The sequence below is a fragment of the Rhizobium sp. BK251 genome (genome assembly GCF_004345245.1).
Classification (GTDB): Bacteria; Pseudomonadota; Alphaproteobacteria; order Rhizobiales; family Rhizobiaceae; genus Rhizobium.
On sequence record NZ_SLUQ01000012.1, the window covers coordinates 69796 to 84889 of the forward strand.

Here is a 15094-nt window from a genome sequence, read left to right on the forward strand (position 1 = left end):
ACGGAGAAACGACATGGCTCAGGCTATGGAGAAAATCACCCTCAGTGCAGCTCGGGATATTCCCTTCAACAAGCTGGTGCTCAGCCAGCAGAACGTCCGCAAGATCAAGGCGGGCGTCTCGATCGAGGATCTGGCGGAAGACATCGCCCATCGCGGGCTGCTCACTAGCCTCAACGTCCGTCCAGAACTCGACGGCAATGGCAACGAGACGGGCATCTATCGCATCCCGGCCGGCGGTCGTCGCTATCGCGCCCTTGAACGCCTTGTCGCGCAGAAGCGTCTGGCAAAGACTGCGGGTGTCCCCTGCATCGTCAGTAAGGGCGAGACGCTCGAGGTCGAGGATTCGCTCGCCGAAAACGTCCAGCGTGTCAGCTTGCATCCGCTCGATCAGTTCCGCGCCTTTCAGACGTTGCGCGAGCAGGGGCTCGGCGAGGAGGAGATTGCGTCGCGCTTCTTTGTCTCGGTTGCCACCGTCAAGCAGCGCCTACGGCTGGCTTCCGTCTCGACGCGGCTTCTCGATCTCTATGCCGATAACGAGATGACGCTGGAGCAGATCATAGCCTTCTCGATTACCAACGACCATGTTCGCCAGGAGCGGGTCTGGGACACGATCTCGCGTTCGCATAGCCGGGAGCCGTACTACATCCGCCGGCTGCTGACCGAAACCGCGATCCGCGCCAGCGATCGCCGCGCCGTCTATGTCGGCATCGAAGACTATGAAGCGGCTGGTGGCGTAACGATGCGCGATCTGTTCGAGCAGGATCAGGGCGGATGGCTGCAGGATCCGGCGCTGCTGGAGCAGCTCGTGATGGAAAAGCTCAAGGCTGATGCCGAGGCGATCCGGGTAAACGAAGGCTGGAAATGGGTCGAAGCCGCCTTCGATTTTCCCTACGGCCACACGTCCGGTCTGCGCCGCTTCTACGGCGAGCAGGCCGAAATGACGGAAGACGAACTAGCCCGCTTTGACGCAACCCGGGCTGAATACGACAAGCTGGACGCAGAGTACGCGGAGGCGGACGAGTACTCGGAAGCGACCGAACAGAAGCTGGATGAGCTTGGGATCGAACTCGACCGGCTCAACGACCGCCCTTACGTGTTCGATCCGCAGGAGGTCGCCCGCGGCGGTGTCTTCGTTTCGCTTGGCGCCGGTGGTGAGCTCAAGATCGAGCGCGGTTTCGTTCGGCCGGAGGACGAACCGCAGGCCGAGGGTAGTCCAACCGAAGATGTCGGCGGCGATATCACAGATCATGGTAGCGATCCGTCATCTCCCAGCGGCGACGGTGTTCAGGTGGACGACGAGGACGAAACGATTAAGGCGCTTCCCGACCGCCTCGTTCTCGATCTCACGGCAGCTCGGACGATCGCGTTGCGCAATGCCTTGGCGAACGATCCCGTCATCGCCTTTGTCGCCGTTCTGCACGCCTTCGTCCTGAAGACCTTCTACGTCTACGGATCGGATTCGTGCCTGGAGGTGACGCTGCAGAGCGCTCGCTTCAGCCAGACGCCCGGCCTCGGCGATACGGTCTGGGCGAAGGAGATCGATCAGCGACACGAAGGCTGGGGCCAGGATCTTCCCAAGGACCCGAACGATCTCTGGGATTTCCTGATCTGGCTCGACGAGGTCAGCCGGCAGGCGTTGTTTGCCCATTGCGCTGCATCGTCGGTCAATGCGGTGATCGAACCCTGGAACAAGCGGACCCGGGCGATCATACATGCCGAGCAGCTGGCCCGCTCGATCGGTTTCGATATGGTGGAAGCCGGGTGGACGCCGACGGCCGACAGCTATCTCGGCCGTGTCACCAAAGCGCACATCCTGCAGGCAGTTCGAGAAGCCAAAGGTGACCAGGCGGCGGAGCTCATCGGCCATCTCAAAAAGGCCGACATGGCCCGCGAGGCCGAACGGCTGATGACAGGCTGCGGTTGGCTGCCGGAACCGCTTCGCATGACGGACCACGAGGGCATGAGCGTAAGCGACACTGCCGCAGACGATGCCTCCGTCGGTTCCGATGAGAGCGAGACTGCGTCTGAACTCCCCGACTTGCCGGCCTTCCTGCTTGACGAGCCGGAAACGTCGGACGATGACACCGGCGATACGGAAAGTGGGCTCGACGGCGGGCACCTCGCCGCCGCCGAATAGATTCATAAGCATCGCATCCGCTGACCCGATCGCATTTGCGGTCGGGTCTTCTTTGCAACCAGCCCGGCCCCCCGCGCCGGGTTTTTCCGTTTCAGGAGGCACCAATGCCCGACTTCACGATTGAGACCACCTACCACCTGCCGGTCTTCCGGCATCGCACTTACGCGGCTGACACACTGGACGCGGCGTGCCGTGCTGCTATCGAGGATGACAGTTGGGATATCGCAGAGAAGGATTTCGATTCCTCGGGACCAATTCATATCACCGGCATCTGGAACGGCGCACATGCGGCCTATGCGGGTTCGCCGGTCCAGATCCCCCCGCAATTCGACGAGCCTGTCCAGCGCCGGGCGCGTCATTTCGAGATCCTGCTCGGATTGTTGAAGATCCTGCTCGATGACATCCGTGCGGCCCGGCCACCGTCGCTCGATTGGCTTGCGCGATCTGCCTGGGCGATTGCCCGAGGAGAAGCCATTCTCGCCGGAGACCCGGATCCTGAAGAGCCGGTCGACCCGCCAAAGCCGTCCCACGTCCTGGTCCGGCTTCAAGAGGATGGTGTGCGCGACGCGATCACGGCGGCGCTCGAAGTTGACCCGAGTTTCAAAGCTGTAGGGCCGGAGGCCGTGACCGACGACGAGGTCCACGCCGCATGCCTCTCCATCGCCACCACGATGGATTTTTCCGACGTGGTGGGAAGCGCCGAATTTCAGGCGGCGCTCTCGGCGATCCGGTCCGCGCATCGCCGACTGACCTCCGATTAATCCTTCTTCTTTCCCAGACATCCCTCAACCTCGCCCGGCCACCGTGCCTGGGTTTCGTCTTATGGAGACAATCCAAATGAACTCCCTTGCTTCCACTAACCAGCCCGCCTCCTCCGGCTTCAAGGTCGACATCTCCCGCGGTGAACGCATCGGCCGTGTCTCGTCGGAATGGTTCTCGCGACCCGACGACGAGCGGTTCCTGTCGCTGACCGAACTCCACGATACCGTCCGCTCCCGGGCCGACCGTGCACATGCGCGAACCATCGAAAGTGCTGCGATCCGCGTCGAGGCGACATGCGACAATGCCGAACGGCTCGAACTCCTCGTCCCCGGTCAGCGCCAGCCGATTGCACCGACCCATTGGAGTTACGGTCAGCTCTGCAGCCTCGTGGGTGCACCCGCCACCTATATGCGCCAGTTACCGGCGCCACTCGCTGCCATCAACCTGCAGCATGGCCTGCTCAATCACCGCGCCGAACTGGTGAAGACGTTAGAAATGGACGATGGTCGGCTGGAACTGCGGGCCGTCACCGGACCGGAATACGGTCGCATTTGGGACCACGAACTGGTCTCGGCAGTGATGAAGATTGCGGGCAATGGGACCGGCGACACGATGTGGAAAGTGCCGGGTGTGCTCGATTGGGCGACGATGACCCACAATCCGTTCGTCGACATTACCAAGGATACGACGACGCTCTACGCCAGTGACCGCGACGTTTTCCTGTTCCTGGTCGACGACACCCATCCGATCGAAGCCGGGCGATTGCCGAACGGCGAGCCTGATCTCTACTTCCGCGGTTTTTACGCCTGGAACTCCGAGGTCGGATCGAAGACGCTGGGCATCGCTTCTTTCTATCTCCGCGCCGTCTGCGCCAATCGCAACCTGTGGGGCACGGAGAATTTCGAGGAGATCACCATCCGGCATTCGAAGTTCGCCGCGCAGCGCTTCGCGCATGAGGCAGCGCCCGCGCTGACGAGCTTTGCCAATTCGTCGCCTGCGCCATTCATTGCCGGCATCAAGGCGGCACGGGAGCGGATCGTCGCGCGAAAGGATGACGATCGCGAAGCCTTCCTGCGCCGGCGCGGATTTTCGAAAGGCGAGACCGGCAAGGTCATCGACATGGTGCTGTCGGAGGAGGGGCGGCAGCCGGAATCGATCTTCGATTTCGTGCAGGGCATCACGGCATTGGCGCGCACCAAGACCAATCAGGACACGCGTCTCGAACTCGAAGGCAAAGCGAAGAAGCTGCTCGAAAGCGCCGCCTGACATGTTCATGCGCGCCTGGCTCAGACCCGGCCGCGTCTGCGAACCCAATCGTCGTCATCCGAGCCCGGTCAAGCGCCGGGCCTCATTTTGTCTGGAGCACCCCAATGGCTATCCCCAATCATGCCCGTACAAACTTCGACACGCTGCTGCGCGCCGCGTCCGACGGCAATCTTGCTCTCATGGAATGCCTTGATGCCGCTTCACTCGAGCCGCGTTACGTGCTCTGCGCCGTCGGCCGCAGTGACGGCGAATACGTCTTCACGCCATTCGGCCATCTCGCCGACGGCAATCCCTACGACGCCTATCTGCCGCCAGACCCAAAGGATCCCGCTGGCTTCATCGCAGGTCCGACCACCTAGACGCTGACGATCGCCGGCAGACTTCAATCTGCGATCACTTCCCACACCCTCACGCCGCAAGTTCTCCTCCTCCCGAAATTCGGAAGAGAGCATTTGGGCAGACCCATTCCCCCTCTCTTTCGGAGCCTCGACCGATGAACATCATCTCGCATTCTCAGACCGTTTCCACTTTGACACGACCAGACGCCCAGAACCGCGCTGGAGGGCTTCTGCAGGCTGCCGCCCAGATCCTGTCTCTCCTGGAACGGGGTAAAGCCGTCGCCACCGTTGACCTGCGGCAAATCATGGCCGAGGTTTTTGGCGGCAGCGATTCCGCAGGCTTCTGGCTCTGGAAAGACGCCTATGAGGCGACGGAGGCTGCCCAAGTCCTGTTCCTGCGCAAGTTCGGGACGGCCATCGTGGCCCGCGCTCATGCACCGCAGTCGGCGCTCGCGATGCTGAAGAAGGCAGCAGGGCTCGTGCCGACGCATAGCCGGCGCTCCGAAGACAGCCAGGCGCTGCAGCAGCTCTCGACGCCGATGCCCCTTGGCCTTGTGGTCTCCCGCGCCGCCGGCATCATGCCTGACGATATCGTTCTCGAACCATCGGCCGGAACCGGTCTTCTGGCGATCTTCGCCGAGCTCGCAGACGCGCGTCTGGCGCTCAACGAGTATGCGGTCGTGCGCCGCTCATTGCTCGAACAGCTCTTCGCCGGTGTCTTGGCGTCGCAGCACGATGCTGCCCATATCGACGATTATCTTGATCGTGCCGTCCGGCCGACCGTCGTGCTGATGAATCCGCCATTCTCCGCGGGTATTCATGTCGAAGGCCGCGTCGCTGACGCCGCCTGGCGGCATCTGACCTCAGCCTTTGCCCGGCTTGCCCCCGGTGGCCGGCTTGTTGCGATCACCGGTTCAAGCCTCACCCCCGACAATCCTGCGTGGCGCGACGACTTCGTCCGGCTGCAGGGGCATGGCACGGTCCTGTTCACCGCGGCGATCGACGGCAGCATCTATGCCCGCCATGGCACGACGACCGAAACGCGCCTCACCGTCATCGACAAAGTTCCGGCGGACGACCCGAAGAGGCTTGTCGCCTCGAAGGGCGTCGCCCCGGATCTGGAAACGTTGCTTGCCTGGATTGAAGGGCTTTCACCGCGCTTGCCTTTGATGGAGACGAACGACACCGGTGCTCTTCGAACGGTCGCAGTTCGAAAGGGCGCAGGCACTATGCGTCTGCCGGCCGTCTCGGTTCCCTTACATCGCCCGGCCGTCGCCGGTCAGATCCCCCACATTCCGACAGCTCGCTCGTTGCCCGTCGATGACGAGATTGTCGAGCTCACCTACGAATTGCGGGATGCAATGCCGAAGGATGAGGCCGGCGCAGCCGATGGTATCTACGAACCCTATCGGCTGCAGTCGATCCACATTCCCGACGCAAAACCTCATCCTGACACACTGGTGGAATCGGTTGCGATGGCATCTGTGGGTCCGCCGAAGCCGAGCTATCGTCCACATCTGCCGAAGCGCGTTGTCAGCAGCGGCGATCTCTCCGACGCCCAGCTCGAAAGCGTCATCTATGCCGGCGAAGCCCATTCCGGTTACCTCGCCGGCCACTGGAGCGTCGATGCCTCCTTCGACAATCTGAAGGCCGTCTCACCCGACACCGACCATGCCGTCCGCTTCCGCCGAGGCTGGTTTCTCGGTGATGGCACGGGCGCGGGAAAAGGTCGCCAGGCCGCGGGCATCATTCTCGACAACTGGCTGAAGGGCCGCCGTCGCCACGTCTGGATTTCCAAATCAGACAAGCTGATCGAGGACGCGCAGCGCGACTGGAGCGCGATCGGGCAGGAAAAGCTCTTGGTGACGCCGCTGTCCCGCTTCCGGCAGGGCAAGCCGATCAAGCTGGAGGAAGGCATCCTGTTCACGACTTTTTCGACGTTGCGCACCGATGAACGCGAGGGCCGGCGATCGCGCGTGCAGCAGATCGTCGATTGGCTCGGGGACGATTTTGACGGCGTTATCGTCTTCGACGAAGGCCATGCCATGGCCAATGCCGCCGGCGGCAAGACCGAGCGCGGCGACAAGGCGGTGTCGCATCAGGGCAGGGCGGGTCTCCGCCTGCAGCGCGCCCTGCCGAGCGCCCGCGTCGTCTATGTCTCGGCGACCGGCGCATCGGAAGTCGAATCGCTCGCCTATGCCGAACGGCTCGGTCTCTGGGGCAGCAGCGACTTCCCCTTCCCGACGCGCTCCGAGTTCATCGCCGCGATTGAAGACGGGGGAGTCGCCGCCATGGAGGTGCTGGCCCGTGACCTCAAGGCGATGGGTCTCTATGCGTCGCGTTCACTCTCCTTCGAGGGTGTCGAATACGAAATCCTCGAACACGAGCTCCCCGAGGAACAGATTCGCATCTACGATTCCTATGCTGAGGCGTTCCAGGTGATCCACAACCATCTGGACGCTGCCATGGAGGCCTCGGGCATCACTGGTGCGACCAGCGCGGCCGGCAAATCCGTCACGCTGAACAAAAATGCCAAGGCTGCCGCGCGCTCAGCCTTCGAAAGCTCCAAGCAGCGCTTCTTCAATCATCTCCTGACCTCGATGAAGACGCCGGCTCTTCTCAGAACGACTGCAGCAGACCTAGAGGACGGACATGCGGCCATCGTCCAGCTCGTTTCCACCGGGGCAGCGCTGACCGAGCGCCGACTGGCACTGATCCCGACCGAGGAATGGGGCGATCTGCAGGTCGACGTGACGCCGCGGGAATATGTCATCGACTACCTGATGCACTCCTTCCCGGTGCAGCTTTTCGAGGAATTTTCCGACGCTGACGGCAATCTCAGCTCCCGGCCCGTGCACGACGCCGACGGCAACCCTGTGATCTGCCGCGAGGCAGAACGGCGCCGGGACGAGCTCGTCGAAACGTTGGGAAGCCTGCCGGCGATCCCGACCGCCCTCGATCAGATCGTCCAGCACTTCGGAACGAGCCAGGTCGCCGAGATCACCGGCCGCTCCCGCCGCATCGTCCGCCGCGAGGACAGCAGCTCTATTGCCCGCTATGCCGTGCAGAACCGGCCGGGCAGCGCCAATCTCGACGAGGCCCGCGCCTTCATGGATGACGAGAAAGGCATTCTTGTCTTCAGCGACGCCGGCGGGACCGGTAGATCCTACCATGCGGATCTTGCCGCCAAGAACCAGCGCCTGCGTCTTCACAATCTCCTGGAAGCCGGCTGGCGCGCCGACGTGGCGATCCAGGGTCTCGGGCGCAGCCATCGCACCAATCAGAAACAGCCGCCGCGCTTCCGGATGATCGCCACCAACGTCAAGGCAGAGCGGCGCTTCCTGTCGACCATTGCCCGGCGTCTCGACACGCTTGGCGCCATCACCCGGGGCCAGCGCCAGACCGGCGGGCAGGGGATGTTCCGCAGCGAGGACAACCTCGAATCCCAATATGCCCGCGACGCGCTGCGGCAGTTCTATGGGTTGCTGCAGGCCGGCAGGATCGAAGGCTGCTCGCTCGACAGGTTCGAGAGCATCACCGGCCTGTCGCTGACTTCGGAGGAGGGGGGATTGAGGGATGAGCTCCCGCCGATCCAGACTTTCCTCAATCGCATGCTGGCGCTGACCATCGCGATGCAGAACGTGCTGTTCGAGGCCTTCGAGCAGTTGCTAGCCGCGCGCATCGAAGGGGCGATCGCCGCCGGGATCTACGACAAGGGCCTGGAGACGATCGCCGCCGACAGCATGACGGTCACTGAGCGCCGGCTGATCTATACACATCCGGTCACCGGCGCGCAGTCGCACCTGCTGACGATCGAGCGGAGGGATCGCAATGCGCCGATGCTGCTTCATGATGTGCTGACTCTCGTCAGGCAGGATCCACGCGCCAAGCTGATGATCAACGGCAAGTCGGGCAGGCCAGCGGTGATGGCGCCAACCCGTTCGATCATGCTGGACGACGGTTCTATTCAACCGCGCGTCTCACTGATCCGGCCGATGGACGAGCTGCGCTTCGAAGTCCGGCAGCTCGAACGGACGTCCTGGGAGGAAGCTGACGAACGGGTCTTCGCCCTTGCCTGGGAGGCCGAAGTCGCGGCCGTGCCGGAATTCTCGACATCGGTAATGCATATCGTCAGCGGACTGCTCCTGCCGATCTGGAAACTGCTGCCGCAGGATTTCTGCCGCGTGCGGCGCCTGCAGACGGATGACGGTGAGCGCATCGTCGGCCGTGTCATCGCGCCGGATCGTATGGCCGGCCTTTGCCGCAACTTCGGGATCGACCAGACCATGGTGATCGCCCCGGAGCAAGCATGGGCGGCACTGATCGACGGATCCTCGTTCATCGGTCTTGCCGGCGACATGACGCTCCGCCGGGTGCGTGTGATGAACGAATACCGCGTCGAGCTCATCGGCTTCACCGACGGCATGCGTGACTGGTTGCGGTCGGTCGGCCTGTTCTCCGAGATGATCAGTTGGAAGCTGCGTTTCTTCGCGCCGATCACTGACGAGGGTCCGGGCATTCTGTCGAAGCTGATGCAGCGTCACCGCCTCATCGACATTGCGCGCCGGTCGTAACGGAGGCCTGCCATGCTTTCCGCCTCCGATCTGGCGGGCCGTCTCGCGCAAGACGCCGAGGCGGTTTGCCGCCACTATCTCTCCGCCGGCCGCCGGGCCGGCAACTACTGGCTCGTCGGCGACGTCGCCAACAACACGGGCCGATCACTCTACGTGCATCTGATCGGTCCGCGCGCCGGCCGATGGACGGACGCCGCGACCGGCCAGTTCGGTGATCTTCTCGATCTCGTCCGTGAGACCTGTGGTCTCGTCGATTTCCGCGATGTTGCCGAGGAGGCTCGTCACTTTCTCAGCCTGCCGCAACCCGAACCGATGTCGTCCCGCAAAAGCGGCGCCGGTGATGGTCAGCCGGTCGAGCGGCCGGCGGCTGAACGCGCGCGTCGTCTGTTTCGGATGACGCAGCCATTGGCGGGCACGCTCGCCGACGGCTATCTGCGCGAGCGCGGCATTCTGCGGGCATCGACGCATCCGGCGCTCCGTTTCCATCCATCCTGCTACTATCGCGATCTCGTCACCGGTCGGGCGACCAGCTATCCCGCCCTAATCGCGGCCGTGACCGATCCGGAGGGACAGATCACCGGGGTTCACCGCACCTGGCTTGAGCCCGATGGCGCCGGCAAGGCGAAGTTGGACGATCCCCGCCGCGCGCTCGGCGGGCTGCTCGGCAATGGCGTCCGCTTCCGTTTTCCGGTGGATGCGCCTGTACCGGTCCTGGCGGCGGGCGAGGGCCTCGAAACCATGCTGTCGCTCTCGCATGTGATGCCCGGCATGCCGATGGCGGCTGCGCTCACGGCCAATCACCTCGCTGCCTTCCGCTTCCCGCCCGGATGCATGCGCATCTATATCGCGGCCGACGCTGATGCGGCGGGCCGGCATGGGATCGAGGGATTGAGCAGACGGGCTCAGGAGTGCGGGGTCCTGCCGCTGGCGCTGTCGCCCGAGCTTGGCGACTTCAACGAGGATCTGCGCTGGCTGGGTCCCGACCGGCTGACCGCCAGCCTGCGGGCTCAACTCACCCCGGAAGACGCAATGGCTTATCTGCCCGCATAAAGCCGGAAGGGGCAGGCGGGCGGGGCTGGCGGCTTTGGTGAAGCAGGTCCGAGGACGCCTTTTGGGTGGGCGCGCCCGCGGGCCTGCCGAGAGGCGACCCTTACCACGCGGGCCTCCGGGCCTTCAGCGGGTCAGTCGGGTTTCTTCCCCTGCCGGTCCGCAGGCGCGGTCCGTCATTCCTCGCGGACCAAGAAACCCTTCTTCCGCCGCCCGGCGCTTCGCTGGGCCGCTGCGCTTTGCTTGCGGTTCCCGCCTCGGCCCGCGTGACCGGGTTCGCCGTCAGGCCGCGAGAGGCGCGGCTCCAGCGAACGGAGACCATCATGGACCTCATCCTTCCCCCCGACGATACCTTCGAGCCCCACCATGCTTCCTCCCCGACCGACCGCTTCATCTACGAGATGCAGGTCTACGGCTATCGCCCCTTCCAGGACGAGCCCGATCCACGGCCATTGCCGGAGGAGCCGCAAGTCCAGTCGGCCATCACCGCGATCTTCGACGCCTTCACCGAAATGCTCGGCGACACCCGGCTGGAGCCCGATCTCGAAGACCTGTTCTGGTCGATCCCCAACCTCTTCCATCGCGCCGGCGAGCGCATCCACCGCGAACTCGACCGCAACGAGGAGGCGCAGCGCACGGGGCAGCGCGAGCAGGATGGCTCGGAGGTGAAGAGCGTTGAGCTCGAACGCCTGATCGCCGAAGGGGTTACGTTGCTGGAGCGGCGCAATGCCTTCGAGTTCATGCGCGACTATGCGGCCGACCTGTTCGAAGCGCAGAGTGGTTCGTCCTGGCGGCCGCGCACCGGCTCCAAGGTCAACCACGCCAATATGACGGCTGCGATGATCGACAGCCGGGACTTCCTCTCCGCCCGCCGCCGCGCCGAGACCGAGGTGCTGATCCCGGCCGGCACCAAGATCGCGTTTTCCGGTGGCACGGACTATAACGACCATGAACTGATCTGGGCGAAGCTCGACCAGGCACATGCCAAACATCCCGACATGGTGCTGCTGCACGGCGGCTCTCCGAAGGGCGCCGAGCGCATTGCCGCCTGCTGGGCCGAGGCCCGCAAGGTGACGCAGATCACCTTCAAGCCGAACTGGACGAAGCACGCCAAGGCAGCACCCTTCCGGCGCAACGACGACATGCTCTCCGTCATGCCGGCTGGCGTCATCGTCTTTCCCGGCTCGGGTATATCAGGCAACCTTGCCGACAAGGCACGTCGCCTCGGTATCCCGGTCTGGCAGAAGACAGGAGATGGCGCGTGAGCGCCATTTCTTGAAAATATGGGAAACATGGATTATATGGAAACCGAAGCGGAGACCATATCGATGAAGCAGTTCACGACAGGCGATCTCAACAAACAAGTCGGCGACGTCACCGACGCCGCAAGCCGGGAACCCGTCGTCCTCACCCGCCACAACAAGCCGCGTTTTGTGCTGATGAGCTACGAGCATTATGAGCGCATGCGCACCGGCGGCGATCCGCGCCGTGCCTATCATATCTCGGAAATGCCCGACGAGCATGTCGCACTGTTCGACGAGGCGCTCGATCGGTTGGCGCGCGGCGAAGGCTACGACGATGAGCCGTGAATTCCGCCCCGGTGAGGTCATCTCCTATCCCTATCTCTGGGCATGGCAGCAGCAGCGCGGCGAGACCGAGGGGCGCAAGCAGCGCCCGGTCTGCGTCGTCATCGCGATCCGTGGCACTAGCGACGGAAACACGCATCTGGCGCTTCTGGCCATCACCACCCAGCCGCCGCAGGCAGGCCGGAGCGCTCTCGAAATCCCTGATATCGAGCGCAAGCGCGCCGGCCTCGGTGACTTGAAGCAGAGCTGGATCATGGTCGACGAGTACAACTACGATATCGTCGAGCGCTCCTGGTACATCGAGCCCGATCAGGACATCCTCGGCCGCTTCAGCAAGTCCTTCATGGTGAAGATCGCCGGCATGTTCGCTGAGGAGCGGAGCCGCTCCGGCCGAGTCAACCGCCTCGATTGAGGCGTGCCGGCATCCCGGGTGTGTCTTCCGCCGTTGGGTATCGCTGGCGCGCCGTCGATGCTCAATGCCGACCCTGGCAGCGTCGGCTGGCCGGCTGCCGGCCGTTCTCGACCGATCTTGGCACCTCTCCATCACCGGACGCCGGAGCAACGCCCCGAAATCATGCCCGGTCACGCACAAGAGCTTCAGTGCAACTCCAATCCCGCCAGATTGGGCGGCAATTCGAATGCAACGTTGACCGAAGCGGTCTGTGCAGACGGCGATAGGCTAGGTCGGGGCGGATCGGACGCATCTAGTTCAGTCCATTGACAGCGCGAGTGCATTGACCTGAACGCCGGCAATGCCCGACACGAGCGCGGCACGCCTGGCGGGCCGCAAACCGGTCGCCACGACGGGACTCCCGCCGACGTCGCAATCAGAGACCATCCCCGTTCTTCATGTCGCCTTTCTAAGGGACCGGCCGCGACCAGCGTCAACCCGCAAGGGGTTCCCCTGCGCTTCGCTCCGGTGACGCCTGCGGCGCGGCCCCTTCTTCGGGCGCCATCGGGAATGGTCCCGATGCAACGAAGGAGGCACTACCATGGCTACCACGATCGCAACCCTCACCGAAAAGACCGACGGCACACTCGAAGGCATCTTCGCCACCATCCGCGTCAACGCCCCGATCGCCCTCGTCCCGAACGCCAACAAGGCGAGCGAAGAAGCCCCCGATTACCGCATCATCCACCGCAAGACCGGCTTCGAGATCGGCGCAGGCTGGAACCGTATCTCCCGCCAGACCGGCGAGGAATACATCTCCACGAAGCTCGAAGCACCCGAGATCGGCGTGATCTTCGGCAACGTCGCCCCCGCCCCCGGTGGCGAGCCCGGCAAGAAGGTCATCCTCTGGAACAGCCCGGCCTGAACCGGACCGCCGGCCCCGAAATCGGGGCCGGCGTCCCCATTCCAAAGGAGGCCGCCATGAGCCGCTACACGATCACTGTCACCCGAACCGCATCCCGCCACGCTGACCCGGATGCCACTATCGGCTACGACCGCCCGCTTCAGACGTTCTTCCTCCAAGCATTTCCGGGCGCGGATGGCGAGGATCTTGAACTCTGGCTGGGCACGGAGTTCCGGGAGTTCGAAACACTGTCGCAACTGAGGACCGCGGCAATCGCACGCGGTTTCGACTTCATACCCTTGGCGTCCGGCATTCTTCACAAGCTGCTGGACGACCATGCCCGCGAAGCGCATCACGCGGTCAGCGACACGATCATCCAGGATCTCCTTGAGCGGACGTCCGCGCGCTGATGCAAATTCAGAACGGAAATAGCCCGGCACGGCGCCGGGCTATTTTTTTGCTTGTCTGGCAAGATTACTTGTTCAGCGCATCCTTGAGAGCCTTGGCCGGCTGGAAGCTGAGCTTCTTCGCTGCCGCAACTTTGATGGTTGCGCCGGTCGACGGGTTACGCGCTTCGCGCTCCGGCGTTTCCTTCACCTTGAACTTGCCGAAGCCAGGCAGCGAGGTCTCGTTGCCGGCAACCGCAGCTTCGGTAATGGAGGCGATGACCGCCTCGACGATTGCTTTTCCCTGAACCTTGGTCAGGCCGTGCTCGCCTGCAATCTTGTCGGCGATCTCATTGGTCGTGGTCATTTTCTTCTCCGCATCAGGTTAGACGCGGAATCCGTGCCATCCGGCTTAGCGTCTGTCATTGACGCGCTGACGCAAATGCGCGGAAAGCACCAGATCTCCACAGTTATTCACGTGCGACATGTCAGATAACCCGAAGACGGGCATCGAGCCCGCCTTCGGTTTCGAGTGCGATACGGAGAGGAAATGTCTGCTCAGTCCGTCCGAGGGTGTGATGGATGCATGACGGCCTCAAGGACGAGCGGTGCCCCCAATTTTGCCTCCGCTCCGGTTCCCTGCGCTCCAACAAAATCGGCTCCCCCGCTCGCCGGCTCCGCCGGTCGCTGGCGCGATCCTTGACCCCGCCACGCCCCCATGACCGCGCGCGTCGTCTTTCACAAACGTCAAGGAGACGACGATGCTTCTGGAACAACACATTGAAGAGCTTTGCCTCGAACTGCGCGAAGCAATCGACCTGGTGGAGCGCCGCGAGATCGAAATCGAACTGGAACTGGCGCGCGCCGAACTGGCCGTCATCACCGCAGAGCAGGAAGGCGCAATCGACGCCGAGCCACCCTTCTGAGGGTGCCTTTTGCCATGTCGCCTGGCCTGATGCGCCGGGTCGACCGGCGCGTCAGGCCCGAAGCATCGCTTGGCCGTCCCTCCATCCGTCATCGATCAAGCAATCACCTCTCGCGGCAAACGTGATCTCGGGCCGTAGCCGCGCCTGCGCTTCTGCCGCAGGAGTTGGAGGAAGAGCCCAACCGCTTCCTCTTCCGTCTCAAAATGATGGATCAGTCTTTGGCCTCTGGCACCGATGCGGCCCCATCGGCGGATCAGACAGGCTTCGCCGAACAGGTTGGGCTCGATCGACATCGCATAGTAGCGCGCCATGTTCTTCCTGGCGTCTGTGCGTTCGACATAGAGCTGGTAGGGCTGCGCGATCATGGAACACAGAATCGGACACGGAAGTCTTTGCGTCCAACGACATATTTGAATCGGCCGGTGTTGATTGATTCACGGCGATGATGATTGGTGCATGACCCGGGCGAGCCGCTTGCGGCGGACGGTGCTATTCGCTTTCGCTCACGGAGTCCGCAGGCGGTCTCCGCCCATTCGGGTCACGCCCCTCTCGCGGTTGCCGCGCCTCAGCGCGATTGTCGGGCGTCAGGGGAAGCGGAAAGACTGCAGGGCCGGCTGCGCTCGGCAAGCGGTCACGGCGCCTGCCGGCGCCGTGGTCTATCTCTCTCTGACTTCCTATTGTCGCATTCGCCCCGGCGGCCTCAAGGACATCGCGGCCCCTCCAATTTTTCCGCCGCGCCGCTGACGCGACACGACGAAAAAATCGGTTCCTCCGCTC

General features: G+C 63.4%; 15 protein-coding genes. 12 read left to right on the forward strand and 3 right to left on the reverse strand.

The window, feature by feature from the left end:
* Positions 1-13: 13 nt before the first annotated feature.
* From EV286_RS27095 to EV286_RS27135, 9 genes are all read left to right on the forward strand, one after another.
* Positions 14-2137 carry a ParB/RepB/Spo0J family partition protein gene (locus tag EV286_RS27095; RefSeq protein ID WP_132960361.1) on the forward strand — a complete coding sequence of 708 codons (2124 nt, stop codon included), beginning with the start codon at positions 14-16 and terminating at the stop codon, positions 2135-2137.
* A 104-nt stretch (positions 2138-2241) separates the two neighbouring features.
* Positions 2242-2898: a hypothetical protein gene (locus EV286_RS27100; protein ID WP_132960362.1), complete on the forward strand. Its 657-nt coding sequence runs from the start codon at positions 2242-2244 to the stop codon at positions 2896-2898.
* A 76-nt stretch (positions 2899-2974) separates the two neighbouring features.
* On the forward strand, positions 2975-4165 hold the full coding sequence (locus tag EV286_RS27105) for a DUF932 domain-containing protein (RefSeq protein ID WP_132960363.1): 1191 nt from the start codon (positions 2975-2977) through the stop codon (positions 4163-4165).
* A 104-nt stretch (positions 4166-4269) separates the two neighbouring features.
* The gene (locus EV286_RS27110; RefSeq protein ID WP_132960364.1) at positions 4270-4524 is read left to right on the forward strand and encodes a DUF6117 family protein; all 255 of its coding nucleotides are present in this window, start codon (positions 4270-4272) and stop codon (positions 4522-4524) included.
* Positions 4525-4658: 134 nt separating this feature from the next.
* A complete protein-coding gene (locus tag EV286_RS27115; RefSeq protein ID WP_132960365.1) occupies positions 4659-9077 on the forward strand; it encodes a strawberry notch family protein in 4419 nt (1472 codons plus the stop codon).
* Between the two features lie 12 nt (positions 9078-9089).
* Positions 9090-10127, forward strand: coding sequence for a toprim domain-containing protein (locus tag EV286_RS27120; RefSeq protein ID WP_132960366.1), 1038 nt, complete (start codon positions 9090-9092; stop codon positions 10125-10127).
* Between the two features lie 320 nt (positions 10128-10447).
* Positions 10448-11389, forward strand: a complete 942-nt coding sequence (locus EV286_RS27125; RefSeq protein WP_132960367.1) for a DUF2493 domain-containing protein — start codon at positions 10448-10450, stop codon at positions 11387-11389.
* 63 nt (positions 11390-11452) lie between these two features.
* Positions 11453-11713 (forward strand): type II toxin-antitoxin system prevent-host-death family antitoxin, encoded by a 261-nt coding sequence (locus EV286_RS27130; protein ID WP_097544812.1) that lies wholly within the window; start codon positions 11453-11455, stop codon positions 11711-11713.
* Positions 11703-12122 (forward strand): hypothetical protein, encoded by a 420-nt coding sequence (locus tag EV286_RS27135; protein WP_132960368.1) that lies wholly within the window; start codon positions 11703-11705, stop codon positions 12120-12122. Before EV286_RS27130 ends, EV286_RS27135 begins: the two co-directional genes overlap by 11 nt.
* A gap of 297 nt (positions 12123-12419) precedes the next feature.
* Here EV286_RS27135 and EV286_RS32820 read toward each other — a convergent pair whose 3' ends face one another.
* Positions 12420-12548, reverse strand: a complete 129-nt coding sequence (locus tag EV286_RS32820) for a hypothetical protein (RefSeq protein ID WP_281041118.1) — start codon at positions 12546-12548, stop codon at positions 12420-12422.
* Positions 12549-12702: 154 nt separating this feature from the next.
* On the opposite strand from EV286_RS32820, the gene EV286_RS27140 reads away from it, so the two are divergent.
* Positions 12703-13026 (forward strand): DUF736 family protein, encoded by a 324-nt coding sequence (locus tag EV286_RS27140; RefSeq protein WP_047636037.1) that lies wholly within the window; start codon positions 12703-12705, stop codon positions 13024-13026.
* A 56-nt stretch (positions 13027-13082) separates the two neighbouring features.
* The gene (locus tag EV286_RS27145; RefSeq protein WP_132960369.1) at positions 13083-13415 is read left to right on the forward strand and encodes a hypothetical protein; all 333 of its coding nucleotides are present in this window, start codon (positions 13083-13085) and stop codon (positions 13413-13415) included.
* Positions 13416-13479: 64 nt separating this feature from the next.
* Here the strand turns inward: EV286_RS27145 and EV286_RS27150 are convergent, their stop codons facing one another.
* Complete coding sequence (locus EV286_RS27150; RefSeq protein ID WP_113432599.1) at positions 13480-13758, reverse strand: HU family DNA-binding protein; 279 nt, start codon at positions 13756-13758, stop codon at positions 13480-13482.
* A 394-nt stretch (positions 13759-14152) separates the two neighbouring features.
* On the opposite strand from EV286_RS27150, the gene EV286_RS32145 reads away from it, so the two are divergent.
* A complete protein-coding gene (locus tag EV286_RS32145) occupies positions 14153-14317 on the forward strand; it encodes a hypothetical protein (protein ID WP_165932961.1) in 165 nt (54 codons plus the stop codon).
* 95 nt (positions 14318-14412) lie between these two features.
* Here EV286_RS32145 and EV286_RS27160 read toward each other — a convergent pair whose 3' ends face one another.
* Positions 14413-14682, reverse strand: coding sequence for a WGR domain-containing protein (locus tag EV286_RS27160; protein WP_132960370.1), 270 nt, complete (start codon positions 14680-14682; stop codon positions 14413-14415).
* Between the last annotated feature and the right edge of the window lie 412 nt (positions 14683-15094).